The organism is Neobacillus mesonae (genome assembly GCF_023715155.1).
GTDB lineage: Bacteria > Bacillota > Bacilli > Bacillales > Cytobacillaceae > Neobacillus > Neobacillus mesonae_A.
Map to the genome: position 1 here is coordinate 1 of NZ_JAMBNQ010000037.1, position 18,689 is coordinate 18,689.

20 protein-coding genes, 1 pseudogene and 1 other annotated feature are annotated in these 18,689 nt (G+C 40.0%); of the genes and pseudogenes, 5 read left to right on the forward strand and 16 right to left on the reverse strand.

Features of this window, described 5'->3' with window-relative positions; genetic code table 11:
- Positions 1-281 precede the first annotated feature (281 nt).
- From M3183_RS21455 to argS, 5 genes are all read right to left on the reverse strand, one after another.
- Positions 282-596: a DMT family transporter gene (locus M3183_RS21455; protein ID WP_251472818.1), complete on the reverse strand. Its 315-nt coding sequence runs from the start codon at positions 594-596 to the stop codon at positions 282-284.
- On the reverse strand, positions 596-937 hold the full coding sequence (locus M3183_RS21460) for a DMT family transporter (protein WP_251472821.1): 342 nt from the start codon (positions 935-937) through the stop codon (positions 596-598). The genes M3183_RS21455 and M3183_RS21460 overlap by 1 nt, the downstream gene beginning before the upstream one ends.
- 1,698 nt (positions 938-2,635) lie before the next feature.
- Entirely contained in the window at positions 2,636-3,814 is a 1,179-nt protein-coding gene (locus M3183_RS21465; RefSeq protein WP_251472823.1) for an MFS transporter, read from the reverse strand.
- An 81-nt stretch (positions 3,815-3,895) separates the two neighbouring features.
- Positions 3,896-4,363 carry a DinB family protein gene (locus M3183_RS21470; protein WP_251472826.1) on the reverse strand — a complete coding sequence of 156 codons (468 nt, stop codon included), beginning with the start codon at positions 4,361-4,363 and terminating at the stop codon, positions 3,896-3,898.
- Between the two features lie 72 nt (positions 4,364-4,435).
- On the reverse strand, positions 4,436-6,130 hold the full coding sequence (argS, locus tag M3183_RS21475; protein WP_251472829.1) for an arginine--tRNA ligase: 1,695 nt from the start codon (positions 6,128-6,130) through the stop codon (positions 4,436-4,438).
- Between the two features lie 49 nt (positions 6,131-6,179).
- Positions 6,180-6,394 (reverse strand) — a binding site (T-box leader).
- Between the two features lie 514 nt (positions 6,395-6,908).
- On the opposite strand from argS, the gene M3183_RS21480 reads away from it, so the two are divergent.
- Positions 6,909-7,163, forward strand: a complete 255-nt coding sequence (locus M3183_RS21480) for an alpha/beta-type small acid-soluble spore protein (protein ID WP_251472832.1) — start codon at positions 6,909-6,911, stop codon at positions 7,161-7,163.
- Between the two features lie 252 nt (positions 7,164-7,415).
- On the opposite strand, the gene M3183_RS21485 is transcribed toward M3183_RS21480, so the two are convergent.
- A complete protein-coding gene (locus M3183_RS21485; RefSeq protein WP_251472834.1) occupies positions 7,416-7,991 on the reverse strand; it encodes a TetR/AcrR family transcriptional regulator in 576 nt (191 codons plus the stop codon).
- A gap of 251 nt (positions 7,992-8,242) precedes the next feature.
- On the opposite strand from M3183_RS21485, the pseudogene M3183_RS21490 reads away from it, so the two are divergent.
- The 3 genes and pseudogenes from M3183_RS21490 (at position 8,243) to M3183_RS21500 (ending at position 12,072) form a co-directional block, all read left to right on the forward strand.
- Positions 8,243-9,776, forward strand: a pseudogene (locus M3183_RS21490) (spore germination protein).
- Positions 9,773-10,975, forward strand: coding sequence for a Ger(x)C family spore germination protein (locus tag M3183_RS21495; protein ID WP_251472836.1), 1,203 nt, complete (start codon positions 9,773-9,775; stop codon positions 10,973-10,975). The pseudogene M3183_RS21490 and the gene M3183_RS21495 overlap by 4 nt, the downstream one beginning before the upstream one ends.
- Positions 10,972-12,072 (forward strand): GerAB/ArcD/ProY family transporter, encoded by a 1,101-nt coding sequence (locus M3183_RS21500; RefSeq protein WP_251472837.1) that lies wholly within the window; start codon positions 10,972-10,974, stop codon positions 12,070-12,072. The genes M3183_RS21495 and M3183_RS21500 overlap by 4 nt, the downstream gene beginning before the upstream one ends.
- Positions 12,073-12,104: 32 nt before the next feature.
- Here the strand turns inward: M3183_RS21500 and M3183_RS21505 are convergent, their stop codons facing one another.
- The 3 genes from M3183_RS21505 to M3183_RS21515 form a co-directional block, all read right to left on the reverse strand.
- Positions 12,105-12,278 carry a type II toxin-antitoxin system antitoxin gene (locus tag M3183_RS21505; RefSeq protein WP_251472839.1) on the reverse strand — a complete coding sequence of 58 codons (174 nt, stop codon included), beginning with the start codon at positions 12,276-12,278 and terminating at the stop codon, positions 12,105-12,107.
- Between the two features lie 12 nt (positions 12,279-12,290).
- Entirely contained in the window at positions 12,291-13,157 is an 867-nt protein-coding gene (locus M3183_RS21510) for an SPFH domain-containing protein (protein WP_251472841.1), read from the reverse strand.
- Between the two features lie 152 nt (positions 13,158-13,309).
- On the reverse strand, positions 13,310-13,921 hold the full coding sequence (locus M3183_RS21515; protein WP_251472843.1) for an undecaprenyl-diphosphatase: 612 nt from the start codon (positions 13,919-13,921) through the stop codon (positions 13,310-13,312).
- A gap of 526 nt (positions 13,922-14,447) precedes the next feature.
- Here M3183_RS21515 and M3183_RS21520 point away from each other — a divergent pair.
- Entirely contained in the window at positions 14,448-15,353 is a 906-nt protein-coding gene (locus M3183_RS21520) for a nuclease-related domain-containing protein (protein WP_251472845.1), read from the forward strand.
- Between the two features lie 43 nt (positions 15,354-15,396).
- Here M3183_RS21520 and M3183_RS21525 read toward each other — a convergent pair whose 3' ends face one another.
- The 7 genes from M3183_RS21525 to M3183_RS21555 all read right to left on the reverse strand — a co-directional run bounded on the left by M3183_RS21525 (position 15,397) and on the right by M3183_RS21555 (position 18,561).
- Positions 15,397-15,798, reverse strand: a complete 402-nt coding sequence (locus M3183_RS21525; protein WP_251472847.1) for a hypothetical protein — start codon at positions 15,796-15,798, stop codon at positions 15,397-15,399.
- 5 nt (positions 15,799-15,803) lie between these two features.
- Positions 15,804-16,106, reverse strand: a complete 303-nt coding sequence (locus tag M3183_RS21530; protein ID WP_251472849.1) for a hypothetical protein — start codon at positions 16,104-16,106, stop codon at positions 15,804-15,806.
- Between the two features lie 5 nt (positions 16,107-16,111).
- A complete protein-coding gene (locus M3183_RS21535; protein ID WP_251472851.1) occupies positions 16,112-16,345 on the reverse strand; it encodes a hypothetical protein in 234 nt (77 codons plus the stop codon).
- A gap of 67 nt (positions 16,346-16,412) precedes the next feature.
- On the reverse strand, positions 16,413-16,685 hold the full coding sequence (locus tag M3183_RS21540) for a hypothetical protein (RefSeq protein WP_251472853.1): 273 nt from the start codon (positions 16,683-16,685) through the stop codon (positions 16,413-16,415).
- Positions 16,686-16,773: 88 nt separating this feature from the next.
- The gene (locus M3183_RS21545) at positions 16,774-17,082 is read right to left on the reverse strand and encodes a hypothetical protein (RefSeq protein ID WP_251472855.1); all 309 of its coding nucleotides are present in this window, start codon (positions 17,080-17,082) and stop codon (positions 16,774-16,776) included.
- Positions 17,067-18,074 (reverse strand): anti-sigma factor, encoded by a 1,008-nt coding sequence (locus M3183_RS21550; RefSeq protein ID WP_251472856.1) that lies wholly within the window; start codon positions 18,072-18,074, stop codon positions 17,067-17,069. Before M3183_RS21550 ends, M3183_RS21545 begins: the two co-directional genes overlap by 16 nt.
- On the reverse strand, positions 18,064-18,561 hold the full coding sequence (locus M3183_RS21555; RefSeq protein WP_251472857.1) for a sigma-70 family RNA polymerase sigma factor: 498 nt from the start codon (positions 18,559-18,561) through the stop codon (positions 18,064-18,066). Before M3183_RS21555 ends, M3183_RS21550 begins: the two co-directional genes overlap by 11 nt.
- Positions 18,562-18,689 lie beyond the last annotated feature (128 nt).

Consider the following 18,689-nt stretch of genomic DNA (forward strand, 5'->3'; position numbering starts at 1 on the left):
AATCATTGATTGTTGATTTTGTATCATAGTACACACCCGTTCAAAATTGATACTATAATTATACAGCAAAAAAGGTATAATTCCCTCAGATAATGAGGTATTATACCTTTTTTACATTATTTAGGAGAACTTTTTCAGTGGCCTCGATTTAGTCTTAGGGGGGCTTTTCTTGGTTGGCATTAAAGACATTTGCTGGGCTTTTTCTGTGTGGTTTGTCTTTAAGCTTTTTTGAAAAGATTTTTGTATTCAAAGATTTTCATCAAAAGGGAAAATATTTTACTCTACGAAACAAGCTTTAACCCAATAGCCGCCCCCAAAATCATGAAGATGAATAATAGCCTCTTCCAATCCTTTGATTCACCATATAAAAGCATCCCTAATAGCGCCCCGCCGGAAGCACCGATACCAGTCCATATGGCATACGCTGTTCCCATCGGCAAAGATTCCATCGCGATGGACAGAAGCAGGAAACTGCCCCCAAACCCAATTAATAATAAGAAAATAGACTGCAGGTTTTTGTCCTTATTTACTTTATTCATCATTGCTACCCCAAACATTTCAAATAAACCAGCCAAGACTAAAGAAATCCATGCCATTATGAATCTGCCCCTTTCTCTGCCTGGTCATCGGTAACCAGCTTCAAGCCTATTACCCCTATTAATAAAATAAGAATTAAAAGCATTTTTTTTATTTCAAATGGTTCCCCAAAGAAAATAATATCTGAAAGCACGGTTCCGGTAGTACCCAGCCCAACGAATACAGCATATACCGTCCCGACAGGCAGTTTCCTCCCAGCAGCAATTAATACGTAAAAACTGATAATAATAGATATCACCGTTCCGGCCCATGACCAAAAATTATAGGCGTGCTTTAATCCAATTACCCAAAACACTTCAAAAAATGCTGCAAAAAACACCTTCGCCCATTGTAAATTCATTCTGATCCTCCTTACAAAATAAAAAGCCTAAGAGATTACTGTTTATCAGTATCTCCCAGGCTTTTATCCTTCCGTGTACACAGGTAGAAAATCTGAAGCGCATCGGAACAAATCACAGCTTGTTCCTGCCATGCTTCTCTTAGTGACCAGGGCTGCAAGCATAAGACATGCCTTCTTGACAGATTATCTTATGACCTTGAATTCCCTGCGACAGTTTATAGTCCTGTGCGTTTTCTCTCGGTCCAGACTGACCTTATAAAGCCACGGAACCCTAGAAAACTCTTTATATTCCAATTTAATGCCATTTTAGCACACAACAGCTTTTACAGCACGCCCTTTTTTTACCAAAACACTATACTCTTATATAGAAAGTCGCCAGCGTCATTTACTTAATAGATTATAGTGAATCCTTCGTATCATTGGTCCCTTTGCTAATACTTTCCTCTCGATGAAAGACTAAATCCTTGCGCCCTTTACCAAAACTGTCCTTCATCCCTTCCATGAAAGACTAAATCCTTGCGCCCTTTGCCAAAACTGTCCTTCATTCACTCGATGAAGGACTAAATCCTGAGCTTCTTTGCCAAAACTGTCCTTCATCCTCTCGATGAAAGACTAAATCCTTGCGCCCTTTACTAATACTGTCCTTCATCCTCTCGATGAAAGACTAGATGCTTGCGCCCTTTGCCAAAACTGTCCTTCATCCCTTCCATGAAAGACTAAATCCTTGCGCCCTTTGCCAAAACTGTCCTTCATCCCTTCCATGAAAGACTAAATCCTTGCGCACTTTTCTAAAACTGTACTTCATCCCTTCTATGAAAGACTAAATCCTTGCCCCCTTTACCAAAACTGTCCTTCATCCCTTCCATGAAAGACTAAATCCTTGCGCCCTTTACTAATACTGTCCTTCATCCTCTCTATGAAAGACTAATTCCTGAGCTTCTTTGCCAAAACTGTCCTTCATTCACTCGATGAAGGACTAAATCCTGGGTTTCTTTGCCAAAACTGTACTTCATCCTTTCGATGAAAGACTAAATCCTTGCGCACTTTTCTAAAACTGTACTTCATCCCTTCTATGAAAGACTAAATCCTTGCCCCCTTTACCAAAACTGTCCTTCATCCTCTCTATGAAAGACTAAATCCTTGCGCCCTTTGCCAAAACTGTCCTTCATCCTTTCGATGAAAGACTAGATCCTTGCGCCCTTTATTAAAACTGTCCTTCATCCCTTCGATGAAAGACTAAATCCTTGCGCATTTTTCTAAAACTGTACTTCATTCACTCGATTAAGGACAAAATCCTGGTTTCTTTGCTAAAACTGTCCTTCATCCTTTCGATGAAAGACTAGATCCTTGCGCCCTTTACCAAAACTGTCCTTCATTCACTCGATGAAGGACTAAATCCTTGCGCCCTTTACCAAAACTGTCCTTCATCCTCTCTATGAAAGACTAGATGCTTGCGCCCTTTACCAAAACTGTCCTTCATTCACTCGATGAAGGACTAAATCCTTGCGCCCTTTGCCAAAACTGTCCTTCATCCTCTCTATGAAAGACTAAATCCTTGCGCCCTTTGCCAAAACTGTCCTTCATCCCTACTATGAAAGACTAAATCCTTAGCCCCTTTACAAATACTGTCCTTCATCACAATTTTTACAAAACAAAAAGGCATGGGATTTTCTCCCCACGCCTTGCTATTATATAAAATTACACCTGCTCAGTCCGGATGGTCTTTTCTTTGTAAAGGAAAAATAAATAGAGCAGTATTGACAGAAATACAGATACAGCAGCTGTTTCATAGATAGCCCTATAACCGTATAAGTGGCTGATTTGCCCGAATACCATGGCACCAATCCCAACCCCTAAGTCAAAAAATGAAAAAAAGGTCGCATTCGCCATCCCTCGGCGGTTGATTGGTGTTTTTTCAATTGACCATGCCTGCAAGGCCGGCTGAACCGTTCCAAAGCCGAAGCCGTAAAGAATGGCCGCTGTAAATAGCATGGCTGTATTTGGCAGCCATGCTATTAAAACCATTGCTGTTAAAATTAACAAGGTTCCTGGGATATATACAGCCTGGTGTCCTTTTCTATCATACAGCTGGCCGGCAAATGTTCTTGTCAGCATAAGTGAAATAGCAAATAGCAAGAAGTACCACTGAATCCCTGCAATATCCTTTTGAACGGTATATAATGGCAGGAAAGAAGCAATGCCGCCGAAGGTAACCGTTATAAAAAACATCAGCATTGCCGGTTTTAAGGCACTCTTTTCATAAACATCAAATTTGGATTCCTTCTTTTCAGGTCTTGGATCAACTTTTCGATAAGTAATTCTTGATGATAGCAATAAAGCGGCCAATCCCATGCCTGCACAAATAAGAAAGAAAATATGAAATGATAACGTTCCGGTTAAAATCAGACCGATTGATGGACCGAATGCCATGGCAACATTCCCAGAAAGACCATAAAAGCCCATCCCTTCTCCGCGTCTTGATGCCGGAATTAAATCAGTTGCGATTGTTCCGGATGCTGTCGTGGACAGCCCCCAGCCTGCTCCTTGAATCACCCGCATAAAAAATAACATACCAATGCTTGCAATGAAACCATAGGATCCCACAGACAGTACAAAAATAACTAAGCCTGTTAAATAAACAAAACCGCGTCCCTTTGATTCCAGCCATTTTCCTGCAAATGGGCGGAGAAAAAGGGCGGAAAACGTGAAGATCCCGACGACAAATCCAATTAATTGATCATTGCCCCCCAAATCTTCCACATATAGCGGAATTGTTGGCAGCGTCATTTGAAAGCCGAGAAAGATAAAAAAGTTTGCACAAACAATCAACACAAAGTCCTTTGTCCAAATCTTTTCTTTACTTAGTGGTTTTTCCATAAAGACGTTCAAATTCCTCTCTTAAAAATAAAGAAAATTCGTTTCTCATCTGTTAGAGAAACGAATTTTCCTTTATTGTTTTTATTTCTTGCTGGTATACTCGATGACACGCTTCATTTCCTGCATTTTTCCTAAATGAATGGCCTCATGAAAAATACCAAAGTTGGCAAGCTCGCCATAAGTTTCTTGTCCTAAAAATGGCTTTGGAAGTTTTTCATTTAAATGTTCAGCTGGAATTTCTTTAATTCTTGCAAGCTGTTCTCTTAATTGAGCAGTTAGTTCCTTAACGGACGGAACATCACCTTTCCAATCAGCCGGTTTCGTACCTGTTGCAAAAAGCTCCATATAACCCGCTGGCAAGTTAGATGAATTTTTCGGAAAACCAAACATAAATTGTTCTGCCACTGTTAACACATGACCGACATGCCAGTGAATGGAGTTGTTGAAACCTTCTGGCTGGACATGCAGAATCTCCTCATCCATTTCCTCAACATTCTTGATAAAAAAGCTTCTGGTTAATTCAAAACTCTTAAACAGCAGTTCACTCATTTCTTCAGCCTCCCTTAGATATCACATAGCTTTATTCTATATGATTAACTGCCAAAAATTAAATGATTTGGCTTACATTTCCTCAGGTGATTGAATTCCCAGCAGCCTTAAACCTTCTTTTAGAACTTCCGTTACACTGTATACTAGTGCAAGTCTTGCCGGCTGTTCTACGCTTTCTTCGAGAATTCTTACTTCGGCATAATATTTATTGAAGACTTGTGCAAGATCCACAATATATTTTGCTACAAGGGATGGGTCAAAGTTTTCACAGGCACGTTTGATTGCATTCGGGAATTCCATTAAGAAACTAACGACCTTCCATTCTTTTTCCCATGAAGTGTTAAATTCTTGAGCTGCGGCATCTGCCTGCCAATTCCCTTTTCTTAAAATAGAGCAGGCTCTTGCAACAGTATATTGAACATATGGGCCGGTTTCTCCTTCAAAGCGGAGCATTTCTTCTAACGAAAACTCAATATCGTTCATCCGGAAGTTTTTCAAATCATGGAAAATAACCGCACCAACACCGACTTGGTTTGCTACTTCATCTTTGTTGGCAAGGTTTGGATTTTTCTCTTCAATATTGTGGCGTGCCATAGCAATTGATTCATTTAATACCTCTTCAAGTAAAACGACCTTGCCTTTACGCGTTGACATCTTTTTACCGTCTTTCAGCATCATGCCAAATGGAATGTGGACCATGTTGTCAGCCCAGTCATAACCCATCTTTTTCAGAACAGAGATTAATTGTTTAAAGTGCAGGCTTTGCTCGTTTCCGACTACATATAAAGATTTAACAAAGTCATAGTTTTCTTTACGGTAAAGCGCTGCAGCTAAGTCCCGTGTGGCGTAAAGGGTGGCTCCGTCTGATTTCTTTATCAGGCATGGCGGCAGTTCCTCTTCTGTCAGCTCGACAACCATGGCATTATCTGATTCAACCAGCAGTCCTTTTTCTTCAAGCAGTTCTACAACCCGGTCCATTTTATCATTATAGAAAGCTTCGCCATTATAAGAATCAAATTGGACATTCATCAGGTCATAAATCCGGGAAAATTCCTTCAATGATTCATCGCGGAACCATTGCCATAAGGATAATGCTTCCTGGTCGCCGTCTTCCAATTTTTTAAACCAGGCACGTCCGTCATCTTCCAATGAAGGATTGGATTCCGCTTCTTCGTGGAACCTGACATATAGTTTTAATAATTCTTTGATTGGGTTAGCCTTAACTTTTTCTTCATCACCCCATAGTTTATAGGCAGTGATGAGTTTGCCGAACTGTGTGCCCCAATCGCCAAGATGGTTAATTTTAATGGGCTTGTATCCGCATTTTTCCATAATCATGGCAATAGCATTACCAATAACAGTGGAGCGTAAGTGACCCATGGAAAAAGGTTTTGCAATATTTGGGGAAGACATATCAATCGTTACATTGCCGCCCTGTCCAAATTCTTGGGAAGCAAACTCCCCTTTTTGCGAAATGATTTGGCCGATAACTTTTTCAGAAACAAGCCTCTTGTTTAAAAACACATTTAGATAAGCGCCTACTACTTCGACTTTTTCAAATGTCGGGGATTGAATCTTTTCAGCAAGCTCCTGTGCAATTAAGTTGGGGGCTTTGCGTTTTATTTTTGCAAGTGAAAAACAAGGGAAAGCTAAGTCACCATGGGCAGCGTTTTTTGGTTTCTCAATTAATAGTTCAAGATCGGCGGCTGTTTTTTCGCCATCCAGCACACCAGTTAGTATCTCTGCAAGTTCTTTCTTAAAATTCATAGTCTTCATTGACCTCCTTATTCTGTAAAGCAAAAAACCCCCGCCTCTAAAAAGAGACGAGAGTATAAATTTCCCGCGGTACCACTCTAATTGTTCAAAATGAACCAACTTTATTTTGGTAACGGAGTATTCTCCGGCGTAACCCTACTTTTTTCAGGCATGCATCTCAAAAGTGCGTTTCATTATCGTTTCCGTATCAGGCTTTCACCGTCCCTGACTCGCTAAAACGTCCATGATAATTACTCTCTTTTTCATTGATTTTTACTAGAAAAGCGCAAGCAGCTAGGTCAGCGGCGATAGGCACAAGGCAAGCTTAGCGAGAAGGCTGCTTTCAAACCTTCTGGAAAAAACCTTGTGACCTCAAGCTCCTAAGCACTTGAGCTAGACCATTTTCAAAGTCTAAAAATTTTACTTTCTTTTCATAAAAAAACTCAATTACCAGTTATTATACTGAAAGTCAAACAATTTATCCAGTCTTGGTGATGATTTTTCGGCGTCTGGTCATCCTAAATAAAGTGAAACTTCCATTCCAGCAGCAAGTTCTTCATCACACACGGATAGTTAGTTCCGTTTTTTTGACTTTAATATCATGGCTATCTCACTGATAAAGAGTTAGTACAAACCGATTGGCTCAGGCTAGCCGCTGCTTTACACATCGGTAAGTTTCGCTGTATTTCACCAATCTGACCTTTACGGGCAGTCGATCTCCCACCTAGCTCACATTCTTTAGATAGGAGTCTTACTGCCTCTTAAAGAGGGATAAAAAGGAGGGATTTTGATGGCAAGAAGAAATAAAATATTAGTACCAGAGGCTCGAAGGAGCTTAGATGAGTTAAAAGCAAAAGTTGTTCATTCTCAGAACCCTGAGAATGCCAAGTTTGAAGCTGCAGAAGAAGTAGGTGTGCCGCTGAAAAAAGGGTACAATGGGCAGCTCACTTCCGAGCAGGCAGGAAAAGTTGGCGGCCGGCTAGGCGGCAGCATGGTCCGCGAACTTGTCAAAATGGCACAGCAAAACCTGCAGAACAAACAGTAATTATTATTAGAACTAAGTGTTATGGGACTGTCTAGGGACAAATGTTTGATGGTTTTGTCCCATAGGCCCTCTCTTTGGATCGCTTTACTTGGCCCAAACATTTTTTCTGTCCCATAGGCTCTCTTTTTGGGACTCTTTACTTGCCACTGTCCCATAGGCTCTTCTTATGGGACTCTCCACAACGCTCGTACGCTTTCCCCATAAACCCTTTCTATCGCGTACTCCGCAAGTCCCGAACATCCCATAAAACAATCACTGTTCCGGAATTCCTTGCAGCAAATACACGTTCATGATTTGGGCAATTTCGTCTGAAGTTAGCGGCTTGTGATTTTTCTCCCAATCATATACTAAAACAATGTACATCTTTAACAGCAAAAAGCTCATTAATTCTGTATTTATAGGCGGGATCGCACTTTTTTCAACCGCGGTGTCCAGCTTACTTTTTAAATAGGCAATAATCTCATTTTCCACATGCTGCAGCATCTCGGAAACTGCCAAAGTTCCCATTTCCTTTTCTTCTTGAACAAGCTTAATCATCAGCTGATGCTTGGAACGAAACTCCAGCAGCCGGTATAGTGCATGATGGACATTTTCTGTGATAGGCAATCCTGGCTGAATTACAGCATCTGCTTCCGCAATCATTTCCTTCACCATGGATGAAATGATTTCCTCAAACAGTTCTTCTTTATTTTTAAAAAAGGTATAAATCGTCCCCTTGCCTACATTGGCAAGCTTCGCTACCTGATCCATTGTTGTTGCTTTATATCCAAATAGTGAAAAAGACTTTGTTGCTGCCTCCACAATCATTTTTCTTCGATCAGTTGCCACATAGCCTTCCCCCTTTTTGACTTATTTAGTTTTTTAGTCAAATTCAAATTTCACTATAGCATAGCCCCCTTTTTATGTAAACTTTTTGGAAAAAGAAAAGCCTCAACCATCCATTTTTGCTGTTTATTTATTTTTATCCTATCATCCGTTTAGATGCATACACTTCCCACTAATTGGAATGATAATCAATAGTATAAAAGAGGAGTGTCCTCATCGTGTTCAAGTCCCGTAAACGAAAATTACAAAAAAAAATGCCAGCCGCTGCTGCGATGCCTTCTGATATTCAGAATCAACAGTTAAGTGCAGATTTGGCCGCAAATGAACAGACATTAAAAGGGCTCTTTACAAACTGTTCAGATTTCACCTGCCGGCACATTCAAATAAACGGTAAACCTAAGATAATTTTGTTCTATATCGAAGGATTTACTGATACGAAGACACTTGACTCTATATTGTTAAAGCCATTGATGTTTCAAGGATTGCCAAATGGTTTAAACAAGGTGGGGTCGCTTAGCCAAGTAGTTGAACATGAGCTTCTAGCCTTCACTCCGGTTCATACCGTTTCAGATATTGGCAAACTAGTAAACAACATTTTAAAGGGTGAGCTCGCCGTTTTAGTCGAAGGTGAAACAAAAGCTTTAATTGCTGATCTGGCAGGAGCGGAACAAAGGAGTGTCGATGAGCCGGCTACTGAAGTTGCAATTCGCGGCCCCAGGGATGGATTTACCGAATCATTGCGAACCAATACAACGCTCATAAGAAAAAGAATCCGCAGCACACGGCTGAAACTAGAGGCATTAACAATTGGAGAGCTTTCACAGACAGACGTAGCCATTGTCTATATTGAAGGAATTGCCCCTGAGACTATTTTGCAAGAGGTCCGGAAACGGCTGCAACGCATTGAAATTGATGGGATCCTTGAATCAGAGTTTATCGAAGAGTTTATCGAGGATGTACCCTTCACACCATTCCCGCAAATTCAAAATACGGAAAGGCCAGATATTGTTACAGCGAATTTGTTGGAAGGCAGGGTTGCTATCCTCGTTGATAACACTCCGTTTGCACTCATTGTGCCCATGACCTTTTGGAATGGATTGCAGGCTGTTGAAGATTACTATGAGCGATTTATCTATACCTCTTTTATTCGTTTCGTTCGTTTTATTTCATTTAATATAGCTATTTATTTACCATCTATTTATGTTGCCTTATCTACCTTCCATCCCAAGCTCATCCCAACAACGCTCCTTATTAGTATTGCTGCTGCCCGGGAAGGTGTTCCGTTCCCCGCTATTATCGAGGCACTGATGATGGAGCTTGTATTTGAAGGGCTGCGGGAAGCAGGGATTCGGCTGCCAAAAGCAGTTGGGTCAGCGGTCAGTATTGTTGGAGCCCTCGTGATTGGTCAAGCGGCAGTACAAGCTGGGATTGTCTCAGCTCCAATGGGCCACGACGGGAATTGCTTCATTTTCCATTCCTAGATACAATATCGGAACTGCCATTCGGCTAATACGATTTCCGATGTTGCTTTTAGCGGGAATGTTTGGCTTGTACGGAATTGTTATTGGCTTTATTGCCCTGACAATCCATCTTGTGAATCTGCGTTCCTTTGGGGTCCCCTATTTTACTCCTGTAGCTCCTCAGATTCCGTCTGATTTAAAGGACGTATTAACGAGAGCACCCAGATGGGCCAGCCAGTATGGTCCTCTCTTTACATTTGGGCGGAGTAAACAGCGGATTCCCCCTGGCCAGACCCCGGGACCTCAAAAGGGTGGGCGTGAACCATGAAAAAAATTTTAGTTAATTATATTGGGATATGGATTATCATCCTTTTTTTATCCGGCTGCTGGGATCGCAAGGAATTGAATGACCGCGCAATTTGGCTGGCAACAGGTTATGATGTGGCTGAAAATGGCGGTGTTGAAATAAGCGGACAAATTGTCATTCCCGCCAATGTGCAAACCCAAGGAGGTGTGGGCGGAGCAGCCCAACAGGGGTATTTCACCATTTCCGCCACAGGAAGAAATGTACAAGATGCCCTGCAAAACATGCATGTAAAACTGCCAAGAGAGGCCTTCTTTGGCCAGCGGCGTGTGATCCTCTTTAGTGAAGAATTTGCTAGACGCGGTCTAAAAAAAGAGCTTGATTCCAATCAGCGAGGTGCTGAAATCAGCTTTCGGGCGGATGTGTTTGTAGTTAAGGGAGGTACTGCAAAAAAAGCCCTTACTCAAGCAAATCCATTAGAAAAGTCTCCTGCCATTTCTGCATTAAAAGAACACAGACAAAGCGGCGGCAGAGGGGATACAGCCTATTTAAAGTTTCTTATTGCCGCAAACCGCGAGGGTATCCGCCCATCTATCCCTGCAATCGAAATTGCAAACTCTATTGAAGGCCTGAAGAGTGGAAAAGAAAATTCGCCAAACCCAAAGGTACTGCGTTTAGCGGGTGTAAGTGTGTTTAATCAAAATCTAAAAATGCTTGGGTTTCTAAATAACGAAGAAAACAGGGACCTGCTTTGGGTCTTGGGGCTTCTAAAAAGAATGACCATCAGCGTTACTCAAGGCAATGGAAATGCAAGTATACAATTAACAAAAATCAATTGTAATGTCGAACCAAGTTTTAGTTCAAATAACCGGGTCAGTTTTACTGTCAAATTGAAGGGAGAGGGAGCACTGGCAGAAAACAACTCAGGATTAGATATGGAGTACACAAATAATTTAGAGCTTTTAGAAAAGAAATTTGAGATAGAGGTACAAAAACAAGTTCAACGAACCATTTCAAAAGTGCAAAAGGAATACGGCATGGATATTTTCGGATTTGGCGAAGTCCTTCATCGAAACCATCCCACTAAGTGGAAGTCATTAAAAAAGAATTGGGATCAAACATTTGCAAAAGCAGATATTTCAGTGAAGGCTGCAATCAAGATTAAACGCATTGGAATGGAAGGGCCATCTTTATTATTTAAAGAAAGTGAGGTCAAAAAATGAAACTATCAGGACTGCAAATATTTTGGCTGATTTTCACATTCGAGACAGGAAATATGATCCTGTTAACAATTGGCCCTGTTATGGAAGAAGCCAAACAAGATATATGGATTGCTTATCTAATAGCCACTATTTTAGGGGTCCTGATTGTATATATGGCCGCCAAAACGGCTCTGCTTCATCCGAAACATACATTAGTCCAGTTAAGTAAGCTCATTTTGGGAAAGTGGCTCGGAACAATTGTCGTACTCATCTATCTTGTTCAATGGTATTCAGTGGTAGGCAATATTTTAAGAGAATTCGCTGACTTTTCGATTACCATTCTGCTCCCTTTGACTCCAGCCTGGGCCTTTTTTTCAACGATTCTTTTGTTGCTTATTTATGTAACCTTTATCGGCGGGATTGAAGGAATTGGGCGGTGCAGTGAGGTATTTGGTCCGATTATCATCCTTTCCGAAATAATCTTAATCATTCTGTCAACAAAGGATTTTGAGGTTATTAATTTGATGCCTATTTTCGCTGATACTGGTTTTCATCAAATTTGGAAAGGTGCCTTAACGCCGCTTGCATTTTTTGGAGAGTCTGTCATCATCTTAATGCTTGTCCCTTTTATGGCCGAACCACAGAAGGCGGTAAAAAGTGTCGTTTGGGGGATTGCATTGTCGGCGGTTACAGTGCTCATTGTAGCACTATGTGTGGTGCTGACTTTTGGACCCGAGATATCCGGAAAACTGCGCCATCCCTCATTCGATTTAGTCAGTTATATTTCGGTCATGAATTTTATTCAAAACCTTGAAATCGTTGCTGTATTAGTTTGGATTCTAAGTGTGTTTATTAAGTTATCACTGTATTTCTTCTTGTCCTGCTATGGCACTGCACAATTATTCAAGATGAAAGACTGGCGGAAAATGATTTGGATTGCTGCCATCTTTTTCTTCGCCTTAGCCATATTCTTTCCAGGACAATTCTATTCCTTTGGCTATATGAAAACATATTGGATTCACTACGCTCTTCCTATCAATATGGTAGGAATCCCCCTGCTGCTCTGGGTTGTCGGAAGTATCCGCCGAAGATTCAAAAAGGTGTCAGGAACCATATGATCCGCATGATTCCTGACACCAATTCGCCGTAATTAATCCCGCTTCTCTTTATCAATTTTGTTTAATCTTCCTGATTCCTTTAATGCTTTTTTTATAATCAGCTCAATTTGCGCATTTACACTGCGGAATTCATCGTCTGCCCACTTTTCCAATGCATCGTATATTTTTTGATCCACACGCAGCAGAAATCGCTTTTTCTCGGCCACAACATCACAACCTTAGTAAATCGTTCCTGTATTGATGACTGGCTGGGTCCCCTTTTCAGATACAATCGCAACCATCAAATTATTCACCATTTGTGCTTTCTTTTCTTCGTCAAGCTCCACAATTCCTTCTTCCTTCAGCTGATCAATAGCTGATTTGACCATTGTTACGGCCCCGTCAACAATTACTTTTCTGGCAGCTAAAACAGCTTTGGCCTGCTGTCTCTGTAACATGGCAGAAGCTATTTCGCTTGAATATGCGAGGTGCATGATACGGGCTTCGATAATCTCAACACCAGCAAGTTCCAGCCTTTTTTGCAGGTCTTTTGTCAATTCATCCCCCACCTCATCTGAATGCTGACGCAGGGAGATTTCAAAATCATTATTCACATTATCGTAAGGATATTGGCTGGCAATATGGCGGAGCCCTGTTTCACTTTGAGTATGCACAAATTCTTTATAATCTTCCACATCAAAAACAGCCTTAGCAGAATCAAATACCTTATAAACCACAACCGCCGCGATTTCAATCGGATTTCCTTCTAAATCATTTACTTTTAATTTATCACTGTTAAAGTTAATTACCCGTAAGGATACCGTTCTTCTTACTGTTAAAGGAAGGGTCAGATAAAACCCTTCATGCTTAATGACGCCAAGATAACGTCCGAATAAGGTAAATACTTTTGCCTGATTGGGCTGGATTACCGTAAAACCCGAAAGCAGAAGAAACATGACCACGCCGCATAAAACACCAAGGACTAAAAATGCAATATTTTCATTTACAGTAAATTGTCTAATCCCAAGAACCGCTGCCGCCCCCAGTATTAGAAACAGGACAACCCCAATAAATCCATTAATCTTAAACATTTCTTTCTCTTTCATCCCCGCCACTCTCCTTTGTAAACCATTTCCACTTTATATCATTATGATATCATTTTGATGTCATAATAGGAAGGGATTTTTGGTAAATTATTTCAAAAAAATAGGTGTAAGGCACCATGCGGAATTTCACATAGCCCTTACACCTATTTGTTTTAAAAGTTTTTGTACCTGCCTTCTGATTTTGGTTTCAAAGGCAGTATTTTTTGTTCAATTTTTTCATATTGAGCAAGCATACCTTTTAAAAAGGCGAGTTTAGGTACCAGCCAGTGCATAACGAGTGCTGAGATGAATCCTAATAAAGCACCTGTCAGAACATCACCTGGATAGTGGACCCCAACCATAACGCGTGAGATTGCTACAGCGGCTGCGACTGCCAGCCAAATCCAGCCTTCTTTTTTACGAACAAGCCAAATGGTAACACAGACTGTAAAAAAGATAATGGAGTGATCACTCGGAAACGCATTATCGACTCCATGTTCCACCAGCTTATTTACATTAGGCAGCTCGGCAAACGGCTGATTATGCGAATAAAGGGTACCGGCAATTTTTCCAAACACTTCTGCAAGAACAACAGCTAAGACACTCTGAATCATCATCATCCGATTTTGGTTCGTACGCGTAAACCAATAAACAATCATCCCCAAAATCAACACATATAGCATATATTCCGCCATAAAGACTGCAACCGGTTCTAATGAATGATGGGCTTTCCCGACATCATTAATGGAACGAAATACATCTATATTTAATTGCGAAATGGACATCTACATTTCTCCTCATCTTGTTTTTAACTTCCATATACAGTAAAACACAATACCAAAAATTATACCATCTAAGCAGATATCTAAAAAGGTATTGGAATTATTTTTTATAAAAATGGAGAAATGAGGCAATGTGCTATGCTATTCAAACGTTTGTTTAAATTTTGACTTTCAATGTGCTTTACTACTCAAACGTTTGTTTAATTAACTGGGGGCCATAAATAAGGTACTTTTTGGTGTCAGTCATTAATAGCGTATACTATTCAAACGTTTGTTTAATTTTTGGCTTTCAATGTGCTTTACTACTCAAACGTTTGTTTAATTAACTGGGGGCCATAAATAAGGTACTTTTTTTGGTGTCAGTCATTAATAGCGTATACTATTCAAACGTTTGTTTACCTATTCCCGATTTGGTATGGGCGGATTCACTGGAAAATTAGTATTTTTTTATAGTTATAAAGTCCTAAAAAGTTCTCGCCTTTAGCCGATCCTTTTTGTAAAATAGAGTTAAAATGAAAGGATGTGTCCTATGCTTAAAAGACCTCTTACGAAACCTCGAAAATTAACTCTCCTAGAATTCCTCAACAAACGCATGGATTTACCCAAAGAAGACAAGTACTATTTTTTTAACCTAAAAAAAGGCTATGAAGGCGAGTTGATGTTTCATTCTTTGACTGAAAAACTTGCCTGTGACTGTTACATACTAAACGACCTGCGATTTGAATTTAACAACACTACGTTTCAAATTGATTCCATGATTGAAACATCACAAACCCTGTATATGCATGAAGTAAAAAACTTTGATGGCGATTATTTTTATAAAAATGGAAGGTTTTACTCGCGGGATGGTTTAGAACGTAAAGACCCGCTCATTCAATTAGAACGAAGCTCATCCCAGCTCCGGCAAATGCTCCGAAGTCTTGGTTCCGATATAAAACTCGTACCTTATGTTGTTCATATAAATCCCGAATTCACCTTATATCAAGCACCCCTCGATGCACCGATTATTTTCCCAACACAAGTTAAACGTTATATGACTAACTTAAATGTGATTCCCTCCAAACTTAATAGCAAACATGAGCATTTGGCTGAGAAATTAATTTCGCTTCATGTCGAAGAAGATCCCTATGTAAGGCTGCCGTCATATTCGTATGATGGGCTGAGGAAAGGGAATACTTGCGAGCTATGTGATTCGTTTTCTATTACGGTACATGGGAAGAATTGCGTGTGTGGTGACTGTGGACATGTTGAAAGTATTGAAGCAGCGGTACTGCGGGGAGTTTGGGAATTAAAGCTGCTTTTCCCCGGGGTGAAAATCACTACTAATCTCGTTTTTGATTGGTGCCGGCTAAGGGTTTCCAAGAAGACGATTAGCCGGATACTTGGGAGGTATTTTAGGTTGGTTGGGGTTCATCAATGGTCCTATTTTGAATAATAATTAATAATAAGAAATTAAAGTTGTTTCAAAGAAATTCGCTTTATGAAAGACTCTTTTTTCTGGTTTCGCTGGGATTTTGTCTTTCATCTGCTTTATGAAAGACTCTTTTTCTGGTTTCGCTTGAATTTTGTCTTTCATCTGCCTTATGAAAGACTTTTTTCCCTTTTTCGCTTGAATTTTGTCCTTCATCTGCTTTATGAAAGACTTTTTTCCCGGTTTCGCTTGGATTTTGTCTTTCATCTGCTTTATGATAGACTCTTTTTCTAGTTTCGCTTGGATTTTGTCCTTCATCTGCTTTATGAAAGACTCTTTTTACTGGTTTCGCTGGGATTTTGTCTTTCATCTTTATGAAAGACTTTTTTCCTGGTTTCGCTTGGGTTTTGTCTTTCATCTGCCTTATGAAAGACTTTTTTCCCTTTTTCGCTTGGATTTTGTCCTTCATCTGCTTTATGATAGACTCTTTTTACTGGTTTCGCTTGGGTTTTGTCTTTCATCTGCCTTATGAAAGACTTTTTTCCCTTTTTCGCTTGGATTTTGTCCTTCATCTGCTTTATGAAAGACTCTTTTTACTGGTTTCGCTTGGATTTTGTCTTTCATCTGCTTTATGAAAGACTCTTTTCCTGGTTTCGCTTGGGTTTTGTCTTTCATCTGCTTTATGATAGACTCTTTTCCTGGTTTCGCTTGGTTTTTGTCTTTCATCTGCTTTATGAAAGACTCTTTTTCTAGTTTCGCTTGGGTTTTGTCTTTCATCTGCCTTATGAAAGACTCTTTTTACTGGTTTCGCTGGGATTTTGTCTTTCATCTGCTTTATGAAAGACTCTTTTCACGTTTTCGCTTGGTTTTTGTCCTTCATCCACCTTATGAAAGACTCTTTTTCTAGTTTCGCTTAGATTTTGTCCTTCATCCGCCTTATGAAAGACTCTTTTCACGTTTTCACTTGGATTTTGTCCTTCATCTGCTTTATGAAGGACTCTTTTTCCTGGTTTCACTTGGATTTTGCCCCTCATTTACCATAAAATCTGTATTTCTAAGTTAGGCGGGTTTCCTTTCACCCGCCTATTTTTGTAGTTTATCTCTCCAAACCCTCGCCAAAACCCCGACGCTTCCAACCATCATCAAAACCAGCACCCCGCCGCTTATAAAAAACCCTAAACCTGGTCTGTACTCAAAAGAGTAACTCCAATACCAGGCTCCTATAAAAAATACCATCAAAAATAGCTCGAATAATAATGTCATGAATACAAATAACAGATAGGGAATGACCACTTTTTTGTGTGAAACATGCTGTAAGGTTAATCCCTGCCAACATAGGTCTGCGATTTTTCCCATTTTCATCCTCCCGCTGGATATTCTTATTACACAGTATGTCCAGCGGTGATTTTTTAGAAACGAACCTTCTCAATAAAATTTGCCAGCTTTATGGCTTATAATTAATCCCAAGTGATGAGATGATCATGAGAAAGGTAAAAATAAATAAAAATAGGCTGATAGATAGACCCCAAACAGCGTGTAATCTTGATCTTCTCCTTGTAAAAAGTCCAATCATGCCCAGGACGAAACCCAGCATTGGCAGTTGAATGATAAACATGCCTGGGAAAACTTTTTCCTTCATTAATAGCGCCACATTTAACCCGGCCAACGAGATCAATCCAATGACAAAGGATAAAAAACCTGAGATGGTTTGCAGCCGGTTGGATCTGTGTTTTTTCTTTATTCCCAATTCCATAGTTTAACCTCCCCTGCTTTTACTGCTCGTATTTCCTTTATATCTTGTAATTTCCTTAGTTCTTCCGTTGGACCAGTGAGTACTGCTCCATATATATGAATTCCGTGTTTTTTGATATAAGCAATTCGGCTGCTTAGGGAAAGAGATTTAGCTCGGGCTACTTTCGTGGCAACTGATTCATTTTTTTCAAGCTCCGTTAAAATATCCATAAATGCCTTTTCGTTGTCGTCCGTTTTAAATGGGGACCAGGTTGTTGGGTCATATTGAGGGGGATACCCAATTGGTGTAATCGGATATCCCTCTTTGTCTTCCTGAGAAGCCTCAAGTCCCGTATCTACAGCAAGCCAGCGGATTTCTATATTTTTAGGCAGGATGTTCTGCAAATCTTTGGGTTTCATTACTTGATAAAGAGAAATATATGCCTCAGCAACCGTTCCGTCTGGGAGTTTGTTTAAAATATCCATTCCCCTCGTAATAGAAAATGGCGGATTGGCCTTTGGATGGAAGATGAATTCTGATTCTTTATCAGGATTTTCAGCAAGCGGCCGATCTAAGTACAAATCCTTCTTTGGAAAACTTGGCTGATCCAACAAAAAATCCACATCATAGTTTCCCATCTTATAATCTTCTTTTCCAATTCGTTTAAAAACATCAAATGTAATATTCATTGAAAAAAGCCCGATATCCTCTTCCAAATCTAATTTTCTTACGCTCATATTTGGTTCCGTTATATAAATCGTATTGGTTACAATATCTATCAGTTTGTCTGCTCTGCTGCCTATGGAATAATACAGGTAGGTGGCCAGCGTCATAACCGGAACAATCAGCAGCAGGATGGCCAAACTAATCATAATGTTCGTTCTCCGGGCCTGGCTTTTACCGGTCTTTACAATTTCAATTTGGGCATTTTCTGTATATGGCTGAATTTCATCTCTTTCATGAAGTGATTCCTGTAAAAACTGTTGATAGTCTTCATTTTCGTTATCCTTCATCTGCCCTCATCCTTTCCTTCACTCTTTTCATTACCTTTTTTCTCCCTCTATGTAAATGGCTTTTCAGTGTATTTACATTCATTTCCAGAACCTCTGAAGCCTGGTAATATGTAAGCTGGTGCAAGTCACATAACAACAGTACATGTTTTTCCTGCTCCTTCAATGAATCAATATCCTTCAACAATCTCTTAAATCCCTCTTTTTCCAGCAGCCTTTTCTCCGGGGATTCTTCAACAGGGCCATTTTCTTTCAACGGGTCCTGTATGATTAATCGTTTATTTTTTCGCTGAAAATCAATAAAGGCATGGTAAGCTACTTTAAATAACCAGGCACGGATATTGTAAATTTCATAGTCCTCAAGATGCACGTAAGCTCGGTAAAATGCTTCCTGCACAAGATCCTCGGCAATATGGTGATTTTTTGCAAGGGAGTACAAATATCTATATAGGTCATTTACGTTTTCTCGATAAGCTTGGTCAAGCTCCACCCTTGCTCCCCCTTTCACTATAGCCACGTTTCAGAATAGCAAAATGTTGCATCTTTTGGAAAAAATTTATTTTTAACTGAACTTTTTCACCCTCACATTTGTATAGTTAGTAAAGACAGTGAATGGAG

Bases quoted from the DNA above. Each gene is read 5' to 3' on its own strand.
- M3183_RS21455 (WP_251472818.1), bottom strand. From the start codon at position 596: ATGGCATGGATTTCTTTAGTCTTGGCTGGTTTATTTGAAATGTTTGGG.
- M3183_RS21460 (WP_251472821.1), bottom strand. From the start codon at position 937: ATGAATTTACAATGGGCGAAGGTGTTTTTTGCAGCATTTTTTGAAGTG.
- M3183_RS21465 (WP_251472823.1), bottom strand. From the start codon at position 3,814: ATGGAAAAACCACTAAGTAAAGAAAAGATTTGGACAAAGGACTTTGTG.
- M3183_RS21470 (WP_251472826.1), bottom strand. From the start codon at position 4,363: ATGAGTGAACTGCTGTTTAAGAGTTTTGAATTAACCAGAAGCTTTTTT.
- argS (WP_251472829.1), bottom strand. From the start codon at position 6,130: ATGAATTTTAAGAAAGAACTTGCAGAGATACTAACTGGTGTGCTGGAT.
- M3183_RS21480 (WP_251472832.1), top strand. From the start codon at position 6,909: ATGGCAAGAAGAAATAAAATATTAGTACCAGAGGCTCGAAGGAGCTTA.
- M3183_RS21495 (WP_251472836.1), top strand. From the start codon at position 9,773: ATGAAAAAAATTTTAGTTAATTATATTGGGATATGGATTATCATCCTT.
- M3183_RS21500 (WP_251472837.1), top strand. From the start codon at position 10,972: ATGAAACTATCAGGACTGCAAATATTTTGGCTGATTTTCACATTCGAG.
- M3183_RS21510 (WP_251472841.1), bottom strand. From the start codon at position 13,157: ATGAAAGAGAAAGAAATGTTTAAGATTAATGGATTTATTGGGGTTGTC.
- M3183_RS21515 (WP_251472843.1), bottom strand. From the start codon at position 13,921: ATGTCCATTTCGCAATTAAATATAGATGTATTTCGTTCCATTAATGAT.
- M3183_RS21520 (WP_251472845.1), top strand. From the start codon at position 14,448: ATGCTTAAAAGACCTCTTACGAAACCTCGAAAATTAACTCTCCTAGAA.
- M3183_RS21525 (WP_251472847.1), bottom strand. From the start codon at position 15,798: ATGAAGGACAAAATCCAAGCGAAAAAGGGAAAAAAGTCTTTCATAAGG.
- M3183_RS21530 (WP_251472849.1), bottom strand. From the start codon at position 16,106: ATGAAAGACAAAACCCAAGCGAAACTAGAAAAAGAGTCTTTCATAAAG.
- M3183_RS21540 (WP_251472853.1), bottom strand. From the start codon at position 16,685: ATGGGAAAAATCGCAGACCTATGTTGGCAGGGATTAACCTTACAGCAT.
- M3183_RS21545 (WP_251472855.1), bottom strand. From the start codon at position 17,082: ATGGAATTGGGAATAAAGAAAAAACACAGATCCAACCGGCTGCAAACC.
- M3183_RS21550 (WP_251472856.1), bottom strand. From the start codon at position 18,074: ATGAAGGATAACGAAAATGAAGACTATCAACAGTTTTTACAGGAATCA.